Annotated in this window: 16 protein-coding genes; 7 read left to right on the top strand and 9 right to left on the bottom strand. The window is 46.3% G+C overall.

Annotated elements, in window-relative coordinates:
• Nucleotides 1-83: 83 nt before the first annotated feature.
• The gene (locus tag RIM23_RS16420; protein ID WP_446368261.1) at nt 84-1340 is read right to left on the bottom strand and encodes a DUF4114 domain-containing protein; all 1257 of its coding nucleotides are present in this window, start codon (nt 1338-1340) and stop codon (nt 84-86) included.
• A 537-nt stretch (nt 1341-1877) separates the two neighbouring features.
• Here RIM23_RS16420 and RIM23_RS16415 point away from each other — a divergent pair.
• Nucleotides 1878-2201, top strand: a complete 324-nt coding sequence (locus RIM23_RS16415) for an efflux RND transporter periplasmic adaptor subunit (RefSeq protein ID WP_446368260.1) — start codon at nt 1878-1880, stop codon at nt 2199-2201.
• Between the two features lie 266 nt (nt 2202-2467).
• Here RIM23_RS16415 and RIM23_RS16410 read toward each other — a convergent pair whose 3' ends face one another.
• On the bottom strand, nt 2468-3805 hold the full coding sequence (locus RIM23_RS16410; RefSeq protein ID WP_446368259.1) for a TRAP transporter large permease: 1338 nt from the start codon (nt 3803-3805) through the stop codon (nt 2468-2470).
• Nucleotides 3789-4343, bottom strand: a complete 555-nt coding sequence (locus tag RIM23_RS16405) for a TRAP transporter small permease subunit (RefSeq protein ID WP_446368258.1) — start codon at nt 4341-4343, stop codon at nt 3789-3791. Before RIM23_RS16405 ends, RIM23_RS16410 begins: the two co-directional genes overlap by 17 nt.
• On the opposite strand from RIM23_RS16405, the gene RIM23_RS16400 reads away from it, so the two are divergent.
• Both RIM23_RS16400 and RIM23_RS16395 read left to right on the top strand, forming a co-directional pair.
• Nucleotides 4335-4490 (top strand): hypothetical protein, encoded by a 156-nt coding sequence (locus RIM23_RS16400; RefSeq protein WP_446368257.1) that lies wholly within the window; start codon nt 4335-4337, stop codon nt 4488-4490. The two genes, RIM23_RS16405 and RIM23_RS16400, sit on opposite strands and share 9 nt — an antisense overlap.
• Nucleotides 4491-4650: 160 nt before the next feature.
• The gene (locus RIM23_RS16395; protein ID WP_446368256.1) at nt 4651-5499 is read left to right on the top strand and encodes an ABC transporter permease; all 849 of its coding nucleotides are present in this window, start codon (nt 4651-4653) and stop codon (nt 5497-5499) included.
• 208 nt (nt 5500-5707) lie between these two features.
• Here the strand turns inward: RIM23_RS16395 and RIM23_RS16390 are convergent, their stop codons facing one another.
• Complete coding sequence (locus RIM23_RS16390; RefSeq protein WP_446368255.1) at nt 5708-11386, bottom strand: Ig-like domain-containing protein; 5679 nt, start codon at nt 11384-11386, stop codon at nt 5708-5710.
• 619 nt (nt 11387-12005) lie between these two features.
• Between RIM23_RS16390 and RIM23_RS16385 the strand changes: the two genes are divergently transcribed.
• The 3 genes from RIM23_RS16385 to RIM23_RS16375 all read left to right on the top strand — a co-directional run bounded on the left by RIM23_RS16385 (nt 12006) and on the right by RIM23_RS16375 (nt 14470).
• The gene (locus RIM23_RS16385; RefSeq protein ID WP_446368254.1) at nt 12006-12578 is read left to right on the top strand and encodes an IS607 family transposase; all 573 of its coding nucleotides are present in this window, start codon (nt 12006-12008) and stop codon (nt 12576-12578) included.
• Nucleotides 12526-13704, top strand: coding sequence for an RNA-guided endonuclease InsQ/TnpB family protein (locus RIM23_RS16380; protein WP_446368253.1), 1179 nt, complete (start codon nt 12526-12528; stop codon nt 13702-13704). The genes RIM23_RS16385 and RIM23_RS16380 overlap by 53 nt, the downstream gene beginning before the upstream one ends.
• A gap of 484 nt (nt 13705-14188) precedes the next feature.
• Nucleotides 14189-14470, top strand: coding sequence for a YiaA/YiaB family inner membrane protein (locus RIM23_RS16375; RefSeq protein ID WP_446353167.1), 282 nt, complete (start codon nt 14189-14191; stop codon nt 14468-14470).
• 846 nt (nt 14471-15316) lie between these two features.
• Here the strand turns inward: RIM23_RS16375 and RIM23_RS16370 are convergent.
• The 3 genes from RIM23_RS16370 to RIM23_RS16360 are packed head-to-tail and all read right to left on the bottom strand — an operon-like array spanning nt 15317 to nt 16401.
• Nucleotides 15317-15772, bottom strand: a complete 456-nt coding sequence (locus RIM23_RS16370; RefSeq protein WP_446368252.1) for a ferredoxin — start codon at nt 15770-15772, stop codon at nt 15317-15319.
• Nucleotides 15772-16158: a DUF1257 domain-containing protein gene (locus tag RIM23_RS16365; RefSeq protein ID WP_446359266.1), complete on the bottom strand. Its 387-nt coding sequence runs from the start codon at nt 16156-16158 to the stop codon at nt 15772-15774. The genes RIM23_RS16370 and RIM23_RS16365 overlap by 1 nt, the downstream gene beginning before the upstream one ends.
• Before the next feature lie 33 nt (nt 16159-16191).
• Complete coding sequence (locus RIM23_RS16360; protein WP_446368251.1) at nt 16192-16401, bottom strand: DUF2997 domain-containing protein; 210 nt, start codon at nt 16399-16401, stop codon at nt 16192-16194.
• A gap of 364 nt (nt 16402-16765) precedes the next feature.
• Here RIM23_RS16360 and bioU point away from each other — a divergent pair, with 364 nt between their 5' ends.
• Nucleotides 16766-17764 carry a (S)-8-amino-7-oxononanoate synthase BioU gene (gene bioU, locus RIM23_RS16355; RefSeq protein WP_446368250.1) on the top strand — a complete coding sequence of 333 codons (999 nt, stop codon included), beginning with the start codon at nt 16766-16768 and terminating at the stop codon, nt 17762-17764.
• 64 nt (nt 17765-17828) lie between these two features.
• On the opposite strand, the gene RIM23_RS16350 is transcribed toward bioU, so the two are convergent.
• Together RIM23_RS16350 and RIM23_RS16345 are read right to left on the bottom strand one after the other, a co-directional pair.
• Nucleotides 17829-18413, bottom strand: a complete 585-nt coding sequence (locus RIM23_RS16350) for a hypothetical protein (RefSeq protein ID WP_446368249.1) — start codon at nt 18411-18413, stop codon at nt 17829-17831.
• A 285-nt stretch (nt 18414-18698) separates the two neighbouring features.
• Entirely contained in the window at nt 18699-19919 is a 1221-nt protein-coding gene (locus RIM23_RS16345) for a type II secretion system F family protein (RefSeq protein WP_446368248.1), read from the bottom strand.
• Nucleotides 19920-19945 lie beyond the last annotated feature (26 nt).

The raw sequence follows: 19945 nt of genomic DNA, 5'->3' as shown, positions 1-19945 counted from the left end.
CGCTAATTAATTGTTTTTGCTAAAGCCCTATTCCAAAAATATGAGCATCAATTTGCCTTTTTTGATTAGGTTGAGAAAAATGATTATTCAGAGGCTTGAAGGCGCAACACACTGTTCTGTGCAACTGGGGGTGAATAAATGGGCTTAAATCCTTGTCTGGTAAGGTTTATGCTATTCGCAATCGCGCCTTTTGTGAGAAATGCGGGATAACGAGTCAATACCTCCCCATTGGCATCAATTTGGGTTAAATCTAAACTCAAATTAACCACCGCATTGGGTTGTCCCGATTCTTGAGCCGCATCAACAAATTCCACTAATGATTCTGCCCACTTGCCAGAACCAACAGCACGCCCAACCCAAATCGGCGCATCATCGTTAATCCCTTCAACGCCAATATCATTATCTTGAGTCGCCCCAATAATTCCTAACAGATGAGTGCCATGTTCATTCCCCTCACCAGCTTCTATCAGAGGGTTATTATCGCCATCAATCCGGTCTTGTCCTAAACTAACTCGGTTATAGTCGATATCAGGATTATCCTCGCTAAAGCCCGTATCAATCACACCGATTAAAGGCTGATCCGATTCTGGGAACTCAAAATCTACCTCCACTGGTTCGGGTAGAGCATAATCAATTATCTCTTGTCCCAGTTCCAAATCCCGCCAATCCTTTCCAGAATCAATCACCTCATCCATTAAAGCGGCTTCACCCGTCGCCCCGCGCACTTGGAAAATAACATCGTTATAATCCCCATCCGACTTCGTATCCACCCGCATATCTTCCATCACAAAGGTACTTCCATCCCCCGTGACATCGGCAATTTGCCCCACATGAAACCCATCATCTGGATTCGCCGTCGCCATGGAAAATAGGGGATGCGCCGCCCCTCCCACATCGGGATTATCAAACACCCGTTGCACGGTACTATTGGGAACCAGCATGAAACCAAACTCCTCCATCCCCTCTAAACTAAAGACGGCAAGTTCACCTTCATATCCCCCACCATCAAAGAGGAAATCAACACTAACCTCCCCAGTTTGTCCAACCGTAAACACGCCGGATTCAAATGTCACACTAGAACTGTCTAACCCAGTTAATAGCGATTCATTTAACGGCGTTTCTTCCGTCAGCGCCTCATCAGTGGCTTCACTCTCCGCCACGTCATCCAGTGAGGTAACAAAGGGAATCTCTTCTAACGTTTCCTCTCCCTCAACCGACGTGACGAAGGCAATCTCCTCTAAATCATTATCTGAAATAATAAGCACGCTAAAACCCAAACGCTGCTGCCAGTCAATGTAAACGAGTAATCCAGCAAATCCTGTTACTGAATAGAGCAGCAATTGCCAGCAGCAAACTCGGACAGAAAACGTATTAAGTTGAAGGGAAAATCAACTGAACGGAAATCTAGCTTGTTCACTATCCTATACCAAAATAATAAACTTTGTCTTGAGTTTTTTATTAAGTTTTCATAAAGCGGGGAACTTTTCCCTGATTATCAGCAATAGGTCGTAAATGTTACAGTTTTAAACTTAACCCCCCTTAACCAAGCTGTCATGGATTAATTTGACTATTGTAGAGACGCGCCATGGCGCGTCTGGGCGGGTTTAGTTACATCTGGGTGCAACCGAAAAGATAGTCGTGAAACCCGCCCCTACACAATTCACACATCAGCCTATCCTCCGTAAAATTACGGAAACTGTAAACTCCCCATGTCAGCTTATGTCGTAGAACCCCGTAAGTCTCTGCTTAAAGATTAATCCCTCCAAACCCCTCTGCGTTCCTCTGCGCTTCCCTCTGCGAACCTCTGCGTTTCAAAAAAAGCCCCAATCACACAAACCGAAACCGCCTCCCAACTCGCCGCCATTGACGCCTCTGAAATGATTGCCACAGCACAATCCCAAATGATAACCCAACAGCAAGCGATCGCGACCCTAAAAAACCGTCTATCTGAACTAAAAACCCTTAAACAAAATCTTACCCTACGTTCTCCCATCGCCGGGGTTATCCTCACCAATCATTTAGACTTGCGGCAAAATCAAGAACTAAAACCCACCGAAGACTTCCTCCTAGAAATCGCTGAACTCAGCAACCTCACCGCCACAGTAGACATCAAGGAAGAAGACTTAGAATATGTAGAAAACCATAAACCCGTTACCTTTCGTCCCCGCCAAGCTAAACTAAGACATTACACCGCCACCTGACTTTACTACATTAAGTAAATTTAAGAAAGCGTTTAATTTACGGATGGATGCTGATGTCTGTATCGACTTGAGCAATTATTACATTAAAGATATAAGTAAAATTTTAGGCATTTTATTTAAAAGCGTTCAGAATTGAATAAAATTCGCCCTTCAAAACAGATCAGAGTGTAGGAAAAGGCGGATCAAAGATACCGATAAATCTATCTTGGCAAATGATAGAGCTAAACTAGCCGTTTATGTCCGCCTAAATTATCATCATTTTGCTATTAGCGACTCAAAGAAGGAAGGAAACTGACTAGCCCTGGAAACGCGATAATTAACACAACAATTAGCGCCTGAAGCAAAATAAATGGAATTACTCCCCAGTAAATCTCTGTCGTCTTCACCTCCGGTGGGGCGACACCCCGTAAGTAAAAGAGGGCAAAGCCAAAGGGCGGTGTGAGAAAGGACGTTTGTAAATTCGCCCCTAAAATAACACCATACCAGACAAGGTTCACGTCTAGAGATTCTGCCACAGGAGCAAACAAGGGAACGATAATAAAGGCGATTTCAAAAAAGTCAATAAAAAAGCCTAAAATAAATACCGTTATCATACTCACTGCCAAAAACCCAATCTGACCTCCGGGTAGGTTAGCGAGAATATCATACATAAACTGATCGCCATTTAAACCGCGAAAGACTAAACTAAACGCCGTAGAACCCAGTAGGATAAATATCACCATGCTGGTAATTCGTAGCGTCGCGTCACAGGATTGGCGTAACGATAGCCAAGTTAACTTACGATTGGCAGCAGCAAGTACCATCGCGCCCACACAACCCACCGCTCCGGCTTCTGTTGGTGTAGCAAAGCCAAAAAAGATACTGCCTAAGACTAAAAGAATTAATAATAACGGTGGGAACATCGCAAACAGAACCCGACGCCCTAAGGCTTTCCCGCCAATGTTGCGAACCTCAGCAGGTAAAGCCGGTGCAGCAGTAGGTTTTAACCATGCCACAATTAGTACATGTACAGCAAAAGCTGCCGTCATTAATAAACCGGGAATCACGGACCCAATAAATAAGTCCCCGACAGAAATTCCTAATTGATCTGCCAATACGACTAAAACCACACTCGGAGGAATAATCTGTCCTAATGTTCCCGATGCAGCGATTACCCCCGTTGCCAATCGTTTATCATAGCCGTAGCGCAGCATAATCGGTAAAGAAATCAGTCCCATTGCCACGACGGTTGCGGCGACAACCCCAGTAGTTGCGGCTAATAGCGTCCCGACTAATACTACAGCTAAGGCAAGTCCCCCCCGCAGGCGCCCAAACAGAATCCCCATGGTTTCTAACAGGCGTTCAGCAATGCCAGATTTTTCCAGCATGGAACCCAAGAAAATAAAATAAGGGATTGCCAACAGGGTATAATTTTCCATAATGCCAAAAATACGCTGGGGCATGGCAGTCAGGAAGATAGGGTCAAAAACACCCAAACTCACACCAATAATGGAAAACGCGATCGCAACTCCTCCCAGAGAGAATGCTACCGGATAGCCCAGCGACAGAAATACCAACGCCCCAGCAAACATCAGAGGACCTAACCATTCATACTCCAGCATCATGATGTTCCTCCTCGGGTGTCAGATAGCCTGTGCAAATTGCCCAATTTTTAATCGCTTGGGAAATCCCTTGCAGAATCAGTAGAACAAAGCTAACAATAATCATGGATTTGATCGGATAGCGTGGTAATCCTCCTGGATCACGAGACATTTCCCGAATTGCCCAGGAATTGAGAATGGTTTCCCAGGAGAAATAAATCACCATTAAACAAAAGGGAATCAAGAATAACAACGTCCCGATTAAGTCAGCCAGGGCTTTCCATTTCGGTGTCCAGCTTTTATGGAATACATCCACCCGCACATGTTCATCATGGCGCAGGGCGTAGGCTGCACCCAAGAGGAATACCAGGTCAAATAAATACCATTGACTTTCGATAAAGGCATTGGAACTGAGTTTTTGACCCAGAAAAGAGCCAATATAGCGTCCGGCGACATTCCATGTGCCGATCGCGATCATCAGTAATACTAGCCAGTAGGTTAGGCGACCAACCCATTCATTAAAGGCATCGATGAGTCGAGAAATCTGTAATAATTGCTGCAAGGCTTACGGCTTCTCCTGACGCTACACCAGATGATGTATTTTACCGCCACTGTTGCCAGGAATGTAGCAAATTTTCGCCTTTCTTCAGACGGGGGAGATGAGGGAGATGGGAAAGATGGGAAAGATGGGGAACAGATGCATTCGTAGGGGCGAAGCATTTGCGCCCAGATGTCTCGGTTTTATGCTAACATTCCATCGCAAATGCTTCGCCCACCCCATGGGAAATATGGGGAGCATTGCCCACCAGCCTTCAAGAGCGTACCATTCGGTTTAGGATAATTTGAAGCAATACGAGATACTAAAATTAATGCTCGGCGTAATTCGGAAAGTTGGTAAAATTAGACGCTGGTTGCCCCTAGATGAACAGTGGTGGGTCAAATTTGACCTATTACGGACATTAGTGCGCCGGGATTTGGAGGCACGGTATAAGGGTTCAGTATTGGGGAATTTGTGGCCCCTCCTCAATCAACTCTCGCAGTTGTTAATTTACACCTACGTGTTTTCCATTGTTCTGAAGGTGAAACTTAGTCTCAAGGGATTACCTGCGGATAACAATATTGCCTTTGGCTTATGGTTGTTTGCTGGGTTATTGCCTTGGATTGCCTTTACTGGCGGGTTGACTCAATCGGCGGGTTCGGTAGTCGGACAACCCAATTTGGTAAAAAAGGTGGTGTTTCCCTTGGCATTATTACCACTGGTTCCCGTCTTATCGACATTTATTGAGAGTGCTTTGGGATTAACCGCGCTGATTGTGTTAGTTGCCATATCTTCAGGAACATTACATGCCACGTTAGCGTTATTGCCCTTAGTTTGGTTAACCCAGTTGTTATTAACCGCCGGATTAGGATATTTGGCAGCCGGGTTAACCGTATTTTTACGAGATATTCCCCAAACGTTGGGGGTGATTTTGAATCTTTGGTTTTATATGACGCCGATTGTCTATCCCGCTTCGGTGATTCCAGAAGGGTTACGGGATTGGGTGTTTTGGTTGAATCCTCTAGCTGTGATTGCTCAGGTTTATCGGGATTTGGTATTGGTTGGGTCAGTGGAACATGGGTTAGAATGGGTAGTAGCGTTTGGCGTTTCTGGGGTTGTTTTTGGTGTGGGGTTTTGGTGTTATCAGAAATTGCGTCCCGCGTTTGCAGATGTATTGTAGGGGCACGGCATTGCCGTGCCCTCTGTAGGGGTTTGGGGGTTTGGGTTTATGGGTCAATTTTGATACAATGGGCGCGATCGCATCCCTCCTATACCACGATAAAATCGGTTTGCGGGTTTGGGGGGGTTTGGAAACCGGGGGTTTGGAAACCAAGGGGTTTGGAAACCAAACCCCTACGATGGGTTGGTGTGTCAATATCGCACAATTCCTACACCACGACAAAATCTGCTACACTGACTTGAGTGGCTTGTACGCCGATTAACATGGCTAATAATTCTCCACTCCCATTCATCCGAATTAGGGTGGTACTTCCCATACCCATAAGATTAAGCTGATCAAAAGTTAGTCCCCCAGCTAACCCTAAGATATCTTCCCCAGGGTTAAAGTCAAAGATGGTATCGCTTCCCTCTCCAACTCTTAAAATAAACTGATCCGCCCCATTATTTCCATAGACTTTATCCGCCCCAGCACCGCCATCAAGGGTATCATCCCCTTCACCGCCCACCAGGATATCCGCATCACCCTCTCCCAGGAGAAAATCATCTCCAGTATCGCCAAATAAGCGATCGCGACTGTCTCCGCCATAAAGGATATCATTATCCTCGTCACCGCGTATGATATCTTCCCCGCTATTGCCGAATAGGATATCATTGCCGGGATTGCCGAATATGTAGTCATTGCCATCGCCGCCTTCTACGGTATCATGTCCGACTCCGCCGTGGATGCGATCGCGCCCAGCTTCTCCCATGAGGATATCATCTCCAGCACCGCCAAAGAGTTGATCATCATCGTCGCCGCCACTGAGGAAGTCATTCGCTGAACCCCCATGTAATTCGTCATTCCCACCTTCGCCAAATACGAGATCCTCGCCACCTCCCCCGCTGAGGGTGTCGTTATTCGGTGTACCAAATAGGGTTAAATTGCTAACTGGATTAACGGTAATCGTGACGGTGGCGGTATCCGTATCTTGTCCATCGGTAATCGTGTAATTAAAGCTATCTTCACCACTAAATCCAGAGGCGGGAGTATAGAGAAGATAGTCATCAGTTGCGTCATTGGGAGTTCCCCGTTGATCACGAGTAATTGTACCTCCATTGGTGGAGAAGATATCAAAGGTATCGATATATAAAGTATCGCCATCCAGGATATCACTATCATTACTGAGAATATCAATACTCACTGGAGTATCTTCTTGAGTGGTAGCTTTATCGGCAATAGCGACAGGAGAATCATTAACGGGATTGATGATTAAATTAACCGTTGTTCCCGCCGAATAGTTAGTGCCATCCGAAGCATTCCAGACAAAACTGGTAGTACCGTTATAGTTAGCATCGGGCGTAAAGATGAGATTATTGATATCAGTAATTGAGATATAGCCGTTCCGTAGGGGCGCAAGGCTTGCGCCCTCAAGGCTTGCGCCCTCACTGCTTGCGCCCTCACTGCTTGCACCCTCACTGCTTGCGCCCTCAAGGCTTGCGCCCTCAAGGCTTGCACCCTCAAGGCTTGCGCCCTCAAGGCTTGCACCCTCAAGGCTTGCACCCTCATGGCTTGCGCCCTCAATGCTTGTGCCCTCACTGCTTGCGCCCTCAAGGCTTGCGCCCTCAAGGCTTGCGCCCTCAATGCTTGCGCCCTCACTGCTTGCACCCTCAATGCTTGCGCCCTCAATGCTTGCGCCCTCAATGCTTGCACCCTCATGGCTTGCGCCCTCAATGCTTGCGCCCTCACCAACAGGATTACCATTTAGGGTTAACGTGCCATTTTGAGGTAAAGAAAGGAGTTTGATAGCGGTAAAGTTATCTCCTTCTGGGTCACTATAGGCATTAATAAAGTCTGTATTGGTGAAGGTAATAGAACCATCTTCTTGTCCAATTTTGTTAAATGCATTGAGTGTGGGCGCATCATTAATTCCGGTAATCGTAACAGTAACAGTAGCCGTATTCGTGCGTCCGGTACTATCACTAACAACGTAATTGAATGAGTCAGTCGCAGTTTCTTGTGTCGTTAAATGGTTAAACGCTGTACCGGGATTGTAGGTAATAGTGCCATCTGTATTTAGAGTGACAATTCCTTGGGTAGAATTGGTTTCTATGCGGTCAATAGTGAGACTGTCTCCATCCGGTTCTTGGTCATTGGTGAGCGGATTAAAAATTAGCGGCGTATTTTCATCCGTGGTAATGGTATCGTTTTGGGCGATGGGAGGAAAATTACTGGTATTGAGGAGAATGGAAATGTTATCAGAACCATAATTGGCGACAGCGAGGTCAGGTTTACTATCGTTATTGAAATCTCCGATATTCATACCTACAGGAGTAGTCCCTACGTCCAATTGAATGGTTTCACTAAAATTACCCAACCCATTTCCTAACAAAATTGAAACAGTATTGGCATCTTGATTGGTTGTGGCGATATCTAACTTCCCATCGGCATTAAAGTCGGCAACAGTAAGGCCACGGCTTCCAGTTCCTGCGGCAAAGTGAGTCGCCACACCAAAACCCCCTGACCCATTTCCTAACAAAATGGAGACATTATCGGAACCATAATTAGCAACAGCGATATCGAGTTTTCTATCTGCATTGAAGTCTCCGACAGCAAGACCAAAGGGATTCGTACCTACGCCAAAATTAGTCGCTGTACTAAAACTGCCCTTACCATTTCCCAATCTTACAGAAATGGTATTAGAAGTATAGTTTGATACAGCCAAGTCTAGCTGACTATCTCCATTAAAGTCGGCGACAGCAATACCCCAAGGATTTGTGCCTACGCCAAAGTTATTAGCCGCGCTAAAACCCCCAAACCCATTGCCTAATAGCACAGAAACGCTATTAGAAGTCCAATTAGTAACTGCCAAGTCTAAGTTGTTGTCTAAGTTAAAGTCTCCGACAACAACTTGTCGGGGATTCGTCCCTACAGTAAAGTCACTAGCCGTGCTAAATCCACCAGCGCCATCCCCTAAACGGACAGAAACTTTACTATCGACATGGTTAGTGGCAGCCAAATCGGGTTTATTATCACCATTGAAGTCTCCCACAGCCACGGATAAAGAAATATTGCCTACACCAAAGTTTCTAGCAGCACCAAAACCACCATTACCATTACCTAAAAGCACTGAAACATTTTTTGAATGGTAATTGGCTACAGCAATATCCAAGTTTCCATCTAAATTAAAATCCGCTATCCCCATACCTGGACCAACAGGACCATCCCCCACAGCAAAATTTGTGGCATTACTAAAGGAAACGGGAATATCCGGTTCATTAATTCCGGCTACTGTTACAGTTACAACGGCTGTATCACTTCCACCATTCCCATCACTTAGGGTGTAGCTAAATGTATCTGTCGCCGTTTCCCCTGCGACTAATGACTGAAACGCTGTACCGGGATTATAGGTAACTGTGCCATCTGTATTTAAGGTTACACTTCCCTGTGTTTGAGTAGTATCTAAACTGCTGATACTGATATTATCGCTATCATCTACATCACTATCATTCGTTAATAGATTCAGCGTAATTGCCCCATTTTCACTGGTTGTCGCACTATCATTTACAGCAATGGGAACATCATTAACCCCAGTTACCGTTATCGTGACGTTGGCTGTATCTGTACCCCCATTCCCATCACTGATGCTGTAGTCAAACGTATCCGTAACAGTTTCTCCAACCCCTAAGGATTGGAAATCCGGATTGGGCGTATAGGTAATCGTGCCATCTGCATTTTGAGTAACCGTTCCCCATATATTCCGTAGGGGTTTGGTCTCCAAACCCTCCTCCAAACCCCCGGTCACCAAACCCAAACTATCCAGAATCAGGTTATCATTATCGGCATCGCTATCATTACTGAGGAGATTGAACACAATCGCCGTATCAGCAGCAGTGGTAACAGTATCATTTTGGGCAACAGGCGCATCATTAACCGGATTTACCGTAATATTAACCGTTTCCCCCGCAGCAAAAATTGTGCCATCAGACGCATTCCAACCAAAGCTAGTTGTGCCATTAAAATTGGGATTGGGGGTAAAGGTAAGGTTATTGATATCCGCAATAGTAACGACTTGTCCGGCACTAACAGCTATTCCGTTTAGCGCCAAGATACCCGCATCAGGAAGAGACAGGAGTTTGATTTGACTGGGGTTATCGCTTTCGGCGTCACTAAAAGCGTTACTAAAGTCAGTTGCACTAAAGGAAATTGCAGTATCTTCGTTACCTAGTTTATTAATAGTGCTGAGAATCGGCGCATCATTCACCCCAGTAACTGTTACGGTGACGGTAGCGGTATTGGTTCCTTGGTTGCCATCACTAATTGTGTAGGTGAACGTATCCGTGCTGGTTTCCCCTGCGCCTAAGTCTTGAAAGGCTGTATTCGGATTGTAGGTGATTGTACCATCAGCGTTTATGGTAACATTACCTTGAGTATTGTTGGTATCTATGCCAGAAACTGTTACGGTATTGCTTTCGATATCGCTGTCGTTATCTTTAACCGCAATAGTCGTGGCTGTATCTTCATCAGTGGTGGCGGTATCGTTGTTGGCGATGGGATTATCGTTGATACCGTTAACCGTTACAGAAACTATTGCGGTAGCGGTATGATTATTGCCATCATCCAGAGTATAGGTGAATTGGTCAGTTACACTTTCGCCCACACCGAGAGATTGAAACGCGGTGGCGGGACTGTAGGTAACGGTGCCATCTGGATTAATTTGGACGGTGCCTTGGGTATTGGTGGTATCGACAGCAGTAATGGAGAGAGTATCGGTACTGTCTAAATCGCTGTCATTTGCCAATAGATTGAGGGAAATAGCCGTATCTTCAGTTGTGGTGAAGGTATCGTTATTCGCGATAGGGGGAAAGTTGGTGGTGTTGAGGCGTAAGGATATGTTATCGGAGTTGTAGTTAGCGACTACAAAATCTGGTTTACCATCTTCATTAAAATCTCCTACTGCCATGCCATGAGGATTATCCCCGACTCCGAAGTTAATAGCATTGCTAAAACTACCACTACCATTGCCTGATAGTACCGAAACGTTGTCAGAGGTGTGGTTGGGGACAATCAAGTCTGAATTACCATCACCATTGAAATCAGCGACAATAATCCGCCAAGAAGGATTAGTCCCTACAGCAAAGTTAGTAGTTCCGCCAAATCCACCAGACCCATTGCCTAATAGGATAGAGACATTGTGAGAACCCCCGTTTGATACAGCGAGGTCAAGGTTCCCATCCTGGTTAAAATCTTCTACCGCTAAACCATTGGGATTCGTCCCCGTAGCAAACTTGGTCGGACTGCCCAAACCACCTGTTCCATTCCCCAAAAGTACAGCGACTTTCTTCTCTTCCCAAAGTCTGACCGCGACATCCTGGTTTCCATCGGCATTAAAGTCAGTGGCGATAATCGTTGTGGGATTCGTTCCCCCTGCGGCAAAGTTGGTCGCAGAACTAAAGCCGCCTGACCCATTCCCCAATAGTATTGAAACGTGGTGAGACCCGTTGTTGCCCACCGCTAAGTCAGGTTTACCATCCCCGTTGAAGTCGGCGACAGCAATTTGAGAGGGTTGAGTCCCCACGGCAAAGTTCGTCGCCGCACTAAACCCTCCAGCCCCATTTCCCAACAGTACCGAGACGTTGTTCGAGTCGCGGTTAGATACTGCCAAGTCCAAGTTGCCATCGGCGTTGAAGTCCGCTACAGCGACATCGAAAGGACGAGTTCCTACTTTCAATGAGGGAGCGATACCAAAGTTTCCCGTACCATCGCCTAAAAGAATGGCAACATTGTTGGTATGATGGTTAACAACAGCTAAATCCAGATGTCCATCGCCGTTATAGTCTCCGATACCAACGGCAAGCGAACCATCCCCGGTGGAGAATTTTTTGTCGTCAGCAAAATTGAGTGTGGTCATTTTAAATGATTTTCTTATTTAGATAGAAATTATAATAAATCCTTGGGGGTTGGGTGGGATTAGATCACACAATATTTATTTTCTATGGAATCCATTGTCAGGATTGGCGGAATTATCGCGATTGTAGGGTGTAGAGGCTGTAGGGGCTGTAGGGGCTGTAGGGGCTCCTCGCTGCATCAATGTTGGGTATAAGAATTAACCTATATCGAAAAAGCCCCTGTCTAAATGCGGTGTCAAATTATCAATATCCAACAGAAGGCGACCCAACATAATTAGTGCAGGGTGGGCTGTGCAACGCCTTACCCATAAACTAGCTTGTTTTTCGACAGCAAACGCAAAAGTCTCCCATTCCGGCACATCATAATGGAGGGGCTTTAGACCCAAAATTCCGGTAGACGAAGCAAAGAAACCAATCGACTAGCTATAGCAATCGCCATAGCGGTTAGGACGCATCTTATGGTAGAGACGCGCCATGGCGCGTCTGGAACAACAGTTCGTTTGTCCTAATCGATGTGTCTACTGTTAATGACTAAATGCAGATTTACAGGTAATTTCTAGATTTTCCCGGAAATATCTCCCTCACTTGTGGTAGTGTCTTGAGTAGTTTAGTAAAAACACTATGAGGTATGTCACGCCAAGGGAAGCGTCCCAAATCCTCCAAGTCTCAGAAAAGACGCTCCGAAACTGGGATAAAGACGGGAAAATACGAACAATTAGAACTCCTGCGGGTCATCGACGGTATGATATCGATTCCGTCATCAGTCCAGGTGGCGATACAAGAATCAGAATCCTCTACGCCAGAGTCAGTTCTTATAAGCAGAAGTCAGACCTTGAGCGACAAGCCGACTACTTGCAATCCCTGTTTACCGATGGAAAACTTGTCAAGGAAATCGGGTCAGGACTTAATTACAAGCGCAAAGGTCTTTTATCCGTTTTGGGACAAGTCTTGTCAGGAGATGTCAGAGAAATTGTGGTCTGCCACAAAGACAGACTTGTCCGGTTTGGTCTTGACCTCATCGAATGGTTCTGTCAACAAAAAGACTGCAAACTCGTGGTTCTCAACCGAAGTGACTTATCTCCAGAGCGAGAAATGGTTGAGGATATTCTTGCCATCGTCCATGTCAACAGGAGCAGATTGTATGGACTCAGAAAGTACAAGTCTGCTATCAAAGAAGAGCCGAGTCTACCCTGAAACAGCACTGGCTAAAATCTGGTTCCAATGGATATCAGCATCCCGGTGGTGTTTTAATCAAGCGATAGCTATACTCAAAACCCAGAAAATTGGCAAGTATGACCTACGAAAAACGGTTATGGGTTTGGCTCCAGAATGGGTTAGTCAAGCACCATACAACCCCCGTCAATTGGCAGTGTTTCAAGCTTATGAGGCACACAAAGCGGCAAAAAAATCAGGGGGAGATGCTAAGTTCAGGTCTGTGCGTGAACCGGTTAAATCCATTCGGTTTCAAAAGGATAATTGGAAAAAGAAAACCTTTTACCCGACACAGACCAAGGGATTAAGTTTTAAGGCGAGTGAACCAATCATCGATAAGATGCACCACGAGCCTACCTTGGTCTTGGACAGAGGACGCTGGTTTATCTGCTATGCCGTAGACGAACCTAAGCCAAAACCTCTAAATAGTCAATTAGCTATTGCCCTCGACCCAGGTGTCAGGACATTTCTTACTGGGTTTGATGGTTCCGAAATTTGGGAAATTGGCAAGTCTGATATGGGACGCATTTATCGATTAGCCAGTCATCTTGACAAGTTGATGTCTAGAGTCGGCCTATCCAAGGGGCGGCAATTTAAGCGACTACGGTATCGGTTACGCAAGGCGGCACAAAAGATACGAGTCAAGATTCGTAACCTAGTTTCGGAGTTGCACAAGAAAGCAGCCAACTATCTATGTACCAAGTACAAAGTGATATTTTTGCCCACATTTGAGGTCAAGAATATGGTCAAACGGGGTAAACGACGGCTAAATACAAAAACGGCACGAAAGCTGGTTACGTGGTCGCATTACCGTTTTAAGATGGCGTTGAAGCATCAAGCGGCTAAATATGGCTGTGTTGTAGTAGACGTAACGGAAGAGTACACCAGTAAAACCTGTTCAAAGTGCGGTCATATCCACACAAAATTAGGAGGCAACAAGAAGTTTACTTGCCCCTCCTGTGGTCACACCATTGCGCGTGATATCAATGGCGCTTTCAATATTCTGTTGAAGGCTTTGAGAGATACCTCCACATCTGGCGTGATAGCCTCATTCCAGATTGTGCCACACTCAGAAACTTCCGGTAATTGCCAGATTTTTCCGGGTTAAATGTATCTGCTATAACAGCACCCAAAAACCATCACACCGTACCCAAAAACCATCACACCGTACCTAAGAACCATGGCACCGTACCTAAGAACCATCACACCGTACCTATGTAGAAGCGGTAGCGGTAGGGGCAAATCGCTGCATCAATGTGCGGTGGGAGAACTAATTTACCTTGACTCGCCTCGGCATCAATGTTGTGTTAAATATTACCAATACCCAGCGGGGAGCGACCTGATAGAATTAAAAGTTGGATGGTGTTAATTCAATCCGGCGGGTTGCCCCTACCAGGGACAAATGGCAAACCATTAAACAATTTCTCAACTGGCACAACAATAGACAAATAGTCGGTACGATTTTCCGAGTCTTTCAGTTATCCAATTCCTGTGCAATTCCCAAAACTGTCCCGTTGTCCCTAAATTATTAGCCAAGCGATTCCTATCCTTGAGTAAATTGAATTCACCGCTTTTTGATGAAGAAAGGGACTATGGAATCACCGTTTAATAACCAAATCCACAGTAACGCTTGGGTATTTCAAACCTGGGCTTCTTTTATTATTTCCGTCTCGGCTATGAGTATCGGTATATTATATCTACCCGTCGATAGTTGGACAAAAGGCTTTATGGGAATGGGATTAGCCTTCTCCATTGGCTCAACCATTAGCCTTGCCAAAACCACCCGCGATATTCACGAATCAAAACGCATTATCTCCAGAGTAGATGAAGCCAGAATCGAAAAATTACTCAACGAAAATCATCCGCTGAAATAAGGAGGAGATGTAGATTATTCCCAGTTCCAAATTGCCCCGTATCGTTTGTAGGGGCGCACGGCGTGCGCCCTTCAATCTGTGCGCCCTTCAATCTGTGCGCCTTGTGAACTACGTACCATACCGAATCCGTCATACATAACCCTTTTATGTCCAGATTGTTCCAGACGTTGTATGCAACGTCTCTACAGGGTTTTGGCGATTTCATCTAAAATTATTGCCGATGGGCGCAGGCTGTCGCTGGGCGCACGCCGTCGATGGGCGCAGTCAGTCTAGGGGCACAGTCCGTCCAGGGGCACAGTCCGTCCAGGGGCGCACGCCGTCGATGGGCACAGTCCGTCCAGGGGCGCACGCTGTCCATGGGCACAGTCCGTCGATGGGCACAGTCCGTCGATGGGCACAGGCCGTCGATGGGCGCACGCCGTCCATGGGCACAGGCCGTCCATGGGCGCAGTCCGTCGATGGGCGCACGCCGTCGATGGGCACAGGCTGTCGCTGGGCGCAGTCCGTCCATGGGAACACGCCGTCCATGGGAACACGCCGTCCATGGGAACACGCCGTCCATGGGCGCACGCCGTCCATGGGCGCACGCCGTCCATGGGCGCACGCCGTGCGCCCCTACGAACATATTCACAAATTGACAATGGATAATGAACAATGAATAATGACCTCTCCTTAAAAGAAGAGGATTGAAATTAAGGAAAATCTTTTTTAATTTCTTCGTAAACGAAGAGGTCTTAGACCCAATTAATCAATTGTCAATTATCAATTATTAATTATCCATTGATAAAAAACCTCAACGGCGATGAACCATTGAGGATTTATATCCCAAAGACTGTAATAAACAGCCTATTGTTTTGGGCTTGACTTTGACTTATATTGTTGAAGGGCTTTCTTGCGCCGCATTTTGGTCGCCACGACAGCCGACTCAATCGGAAATCCAGCAACTGGAATGACCTGAAACTGTCGCTCTTCTTCTAGCTGCTTGAGTTCGGTATAGTCTACCCAGTTGATGCAATTAACGGGACAGGTGTCAATTGCTTCTTGAATCAAATCTTCTGGGTCCCCATCTTGGCGAAAAACACGCGCTCGCCCATGATCTGGCTCGATGTAAAATGTATTGTGAGCCGTATGGGCACAATGCTTACAGCCAATACAGGTAATTTCATCGACATAAACACCTTTCTGTCGCAGCTCACCACCGAGTTCGGGTTCTAAACCGGAACGCTCTGGTGCATCTCGGAAGACGCCGCCGAGTTCGGGTTCTAACCCTGAACGCTCTGGTGTCGGGGAGAAATCAGACATTACGCACTCCAGCGTTGGACAACTAAACGGATTGAACCGTCTTGATTATTTTCTTGTTGGGCAACTTGAAACCCTTGCTTGGCAGTTTCGTTCATTACGGTATGAAAGGCATACCGCTGGGTGATACGATTGAGGAAACCCTCGACAGATAACGGCTGTTGCCAGTATTGGAGGTCGGCAACTAGCTCGTATTCTTTACCATTCCAGGCAAAGCCGACATCGTAGTTATTCTCTTGTTCGATAACAACTTCGGCGGTGCGGGTTTGACCCCGATACCCACGCACCTGACTCGGACCTGCTTTCCAATCTACGCCAACGTCAGTTAACGCCGATTGTAAAGAGGTCAGGTTGCGGATTTGAGTTTTTATGTTGCTGAAATGTGACATTTTGGTTAAAGAAAGCGAATTGAACAAAAAAACTTACCAAGCGCTATAGGTAGCTTGAGCGGTTGCTGTTGCCGACTGCTGAGTCGGTTGGGTAAAGTATTCCGATGTTTGCTCCATCGAGACGACTTGTCCCAACTGAGCTTCAATGGCAGCGGTCACTTCTGCACAAGAGGCGCCAACGATACCCGTGACTTTCTCTTGCACTCGACCATCTGGATAAATGACAAATTCTAAGGTTTCCATCAGTTTGTTAACGGTTGGGTCAGTCCTCCAGTTCTTTGCTGTAACACTAATTCAGCTACAGCCTGTGAGCCTAAACAACCCGCTCTGTCGCTAGTTGAGTAGTCTCTCGTTATTATTCGCATCATAGAAATTAATACTTGATTAGTATCATACACTAATCTTTTGTTAAGTTTCGCGTATCTTTCCCTCCCAGTCAAGCGGCAGGATGGTCTATTTTGTCGGGGCGGGTTTAGTCAAATCTGGGTGCAACCGTGAATGATAGTTGTAAAACCCGCCCCGACATTAAATCCGCCCTTCTAGGGGAGATGGGGGAGATGGGAGAGATAATGGAAGGTTGTTGAGTGAGACGCAACTGAGGAATTCGATGGATTCTACGTTAAACAAACCTGTTCGAGTCGGTATTTTAGGCTTTGGCGGATTAGGACAAGCGGCGGCTAGAGTGCTGGCTGGTAAACGGGAGATGATTTGGGTGGCGGCGGCTGATAAGCAGGGCTGGGCTTATGATGCTACTGGGCTAGATCCCGATCGCGCGATCGCAATGTATCATAATCAAGGGTCACTGGGTTATCTAGAACCCGCAGGGACTCTCAGCAACAACACAATTGCTGATTTAATCGAAAAGGCGGCGGTGGATGGATATTTCCTTGCCCTACCCAATTTGCCGAATACGTTTATGGCATCAGTCGCCCGCCAGTTTATCCAATCCGGATGGCGGGGGGTACTCGTAGATGCCCTGAAGCGCACCAGTGCGGTAGAACAGTTACTCGCGATGAAAGATGAACTTCAAGCGGCGGGAATCACCTACATGGCGGGATGTGGTGCCACACCGGGACTGTTAACGGCGGCGGCTGCGATCGCGGCTCAAAGCTATGCTGAAATACACAGCGTTAAAATTACCTTTGGTGTGGGTATTGCCAATTGGGAAGCCTATCGCGCCACGATTCGAGAAGATATTGCTCACCTTCCCGGCTACGATGTCGAACAGGCACATCAGATGAGTGATGGGGATGTGGAAGCGCTTCTGGATCAAACCAATGGTATTCTCACCTTAGAGAATATGGAACATGCTGATGATATCATGTTAGAATTAGCCGGAATATGCTCTCGCGATCGCGTCACCGTCGGCGGCATTGTTGATACCCGTAATCCCAAAAAACCCTTAAGTACCAATGTCCAAGTCACAGGAAGAACCTTTGAGGGCAAAATCTCCACCCATACCTTTACTCTAGGTGACGAAACCAGTATGGCGGCTAATGTCTGTGGTCCTGCCTTTGGCTACCTCAAAGCCGGGATATCATTACATCAACGAGGTATTTACGGTCTATTAACAGCGGCTGAAGTGATGCCACACTTTGTTCGATAGTCATTTGTCCTTTGTCATTCGTTGATTGAGAAATCTCTCCCCCATCTCCCCCATCTCCCCTGCGCTAAGCAGGTGGATGTTCGGTAGACAAGCTTTCTGGTTGTTCCTCTTCCATCCCATAATCGGGACTTTGCATGACAAAAGGTAAATCCGCACCTCGTAAACCGCGTTGAATTCGTTGAGGTGTGTCCGGGAAGAGCACGAATAACGGATAAATCTGGTCAACGCCTTCGCTGAGAATGTGTTGATGGCGGGGGGGCATTAGCCACTCATAATCTTTATCTAGCAACACTTGAGTCTGACGCCAACGACTCAATAAATCCGAAAAATCTTCATGGGGGCGATGGATGAAAATGAGAATTTCCACCCCCATTTTTATTTTCCATTCCGGATCACACATCAGCATGACAACATCACAGGGTAAGCCAACAGTTCCGTTCAAACTTGTCAGGTTAGAATGTCCTGTTGATGATTGGAGATGACGCAGGCGCACAATGGGTAGAGGAATTGTGATCACACTTTCCGAAGGGCGGCGCATACTAGGAATCATTTCCAGGTAAGGTCGATGTTGCTTCAGCAGCCCTAGCGCCCCCTCATGGTGGCTATATTCGGCTAAGCTGATTTCGTAATTAGATTGTTTAACTGGCATTTTTAAATAAGTGGCAATTTACTAACGTCTTGTTGACTAGTTTAAATAATATTCACGAACAGTCGTGGAAAATCAGTAGAGGTTGCTCATGTTGCTAGTACCGTTCCCTAGAAATTCACGCCTTCAACATTGAAAATGCCTACCTGGTAAGCGTTTCAGCAATGCGTGAACGGTTCTTTGATTTCCTCCTGTGTGCTGTACGAGTAGCTGAATCAACGCAGCAAATCCTCTACCATCAGATGATTGTAGGAATGGGGGCTCCATATACTGGAAATCTTTACCCTTTTAACCCAAGGTTTCAAAAACTTTAAACATGGGCAGATACATAGAAACCAGGATTGTACCCACCATTCCCCCAATGACAATAATCATCACGGGTTCTAAAATACTGGTCAAAGCTTTTACGGTTTGCTCAACTTCATCTTCATAAAAATCAGCAACCTTCATCAGCATCGAATCCAATTCCCCTGTTTCTTCGCCAACACTAATCATCTGAATTGCCAAACTGGGAAAAACTTGTTCATTTTGCATGGCAACACTGATCAAACCCCCTTGCTGAATTTCCTGCTTGGCAGCTTCCACAGCGTTAGCAATTACTTGGTTTCCTGACGTATCCCGAACAATATCTAATGCATTGAGAATAGGAACCCCCGAACGAGTCAACGTGCCAAAGACGCGGCAAAACCGGGCAACTGATGATTTTTCATTCAGTTCACCAAACAGGGGTACTTTCAATAACAGTGCATCGATTTGCAGGCGACCCGGTGGAGTTTTGTAGTACTGCTTGACAGCAACCGTGGTAACGATGATCACCCCAACTGGAATCAGGGCGTACCAGCTTCTGAGAACACCACTCAACCAGAGCATAAAGGCAGTCAGGGCTGGTAATGTGCCGCCGATTTCTTCAAAAATCCCAGCAAAGATAGGGATGAGGAAAATGGTCATGCCCAAAAACACCAATACAGCAAAGCCACCAACCACCAGAGGATAAGTCATTGCCGACTTAATCTGATTTTGCAGCCGCGCCATATCTTCGAGCAGCTTGGCTAATCGGTTGAGAACTTCATCCAGGACACCCCCAACCTCCCCCGCTTGCACCATACTGACATAGAGTTGGTCGAAGCAGGCGGGATGATCCCGCATCGAATCGGAGAGACTAGTTCCCTGCTGGACTTCGTTACTGATGGCAGTCAGCGCTTTTTTCAGCTTGGGATTGGCACATTGTTCAGATAAGATACCCAGACAGCGAACGATGGCAACTCCAGCATTCACCATTACCGCAAATTGCCGGGAAAAGACGGCTCGGTCTTTAACACTGACACTCGTCATCTTTTCCTGGATTACGTCTAAATTCAGGTCTTCCAGGCTAAAAGCTTTCTGAATACTACCAACAGTCGGATATTGATTTTGAAAGTGGGCACGGGCTTGATCAGTAGAGAGAGCTTTCACTTTCTCTTTTTTGACGTTTCCTTTGGAATCCCGAACCTCAGCAATGAAGGTAGGCATGGCTTGCGTCTGAATGAAAAAAAGAA

Origin of the sequence: Coleofasciculus sp. G3-WIS-01, from assembly GCF_040223135.1 — a bacterium.
GTDB lineage: Bacteria > Cyanobacteriota > Cyanobacteriia > Cyanobacteriales > Coleofasciculaceae > Coleofasciculus.
This window is presented reverse-complemented; position numbering and strand designations above follow the sequence as displayed.

Bases quoted from the DNA above. Each gene is read 5' to 3' on its own strand.
- RIM23_RS16410 (WP_446368259.1), bottom strand. From the start codon at position 3,805: ATGATGCTGGAGTATGAATGGTTAGGTCCTCTGATGTTTGCTGGGGCG.
- RIM23_RS16380 (WP_446368253.1), top strand. From the start codon at position 12,526: ATGGACTCAGAAAGTACAAGTCTGCTATCAAAGAAGAGCCGAGTCTAC.
- RIM23_RS16350 (WP_446368249.1), bottom strand. From the start codon at position 18,413: ATGCCAGTTAAACAATCTAATTACGAAATCAGCTTAGCCGAATATAGC.
- RIM23_RS16360 (WP_446368251.1), bottom strand. From the start codon at position 16,401: ATGGAAACCTTAGAATTTGTCATTTATCCAGATGGTCGAGTGCAAGAG.
- RIM23_RS16385 (WP_446368254.1), top strand. From the start codon at position 12,006: ATGAGGTATGTCACGCCAAGGGAAGCGTCCCAAATCCTCCAAGTCTCA.
- bioU (WP_446368250.1), top strand. From the start codon at position 16,766: ATGGATTCTACGTTAAACAAACCTGTTCGAGTCGGTATTTTAGGCTTT.
- RIM23_RS16395 (WP_446368256.1), top strand. From the start codon at position 4,651: ATGCTCGGCGTAATTCGGAAAGTTGGTAAAATTAGACGCTGGTTGCCC.
- RIM23_RS16390 (WP_446368255.1), bottom strand. From the start codon at position 11,386: ATGACCACACTCAATTTTGCTGACGACAAAAAATTCTCCACCGGGGAT.
- RIM23_RS16365 (WP_446359266.1), bottom strand. From the start codon at position 16,158: ATGTCACATTTCAGCAACATAAAAACTCAAATCCGCAACCTGACCTCT.
- RIM23_RS16375 (WP_446353167.1), top strand. From the start codon at position 14,189: ATGGAATCACCGTTTAATAACCAAATCCACAGTAACGCTTGGGTATTT.
- RIM23_RS16415 (WP_446368260.1), top strand. From the start codon at position 1,878: ATGATTGCCACAGCACAATCCCAAATGATAACCCAACAGCAAGCGATC.
- RIM23_RS16345 (WP_446368248.1), bottom strand. From the start codon at position 19,919: ATGCCTACCTTCATTGCTGAGGTTCGGGATTCCAAAGGAAACGTCAAA.
- RIM23_RS16370 (WP_446368252.1), bottom strand. From the start codon at position 15,772: ATGTCTGATTTCTCCCCGACACCAGAGCGTTCAGGGTTAGAACCCGAA.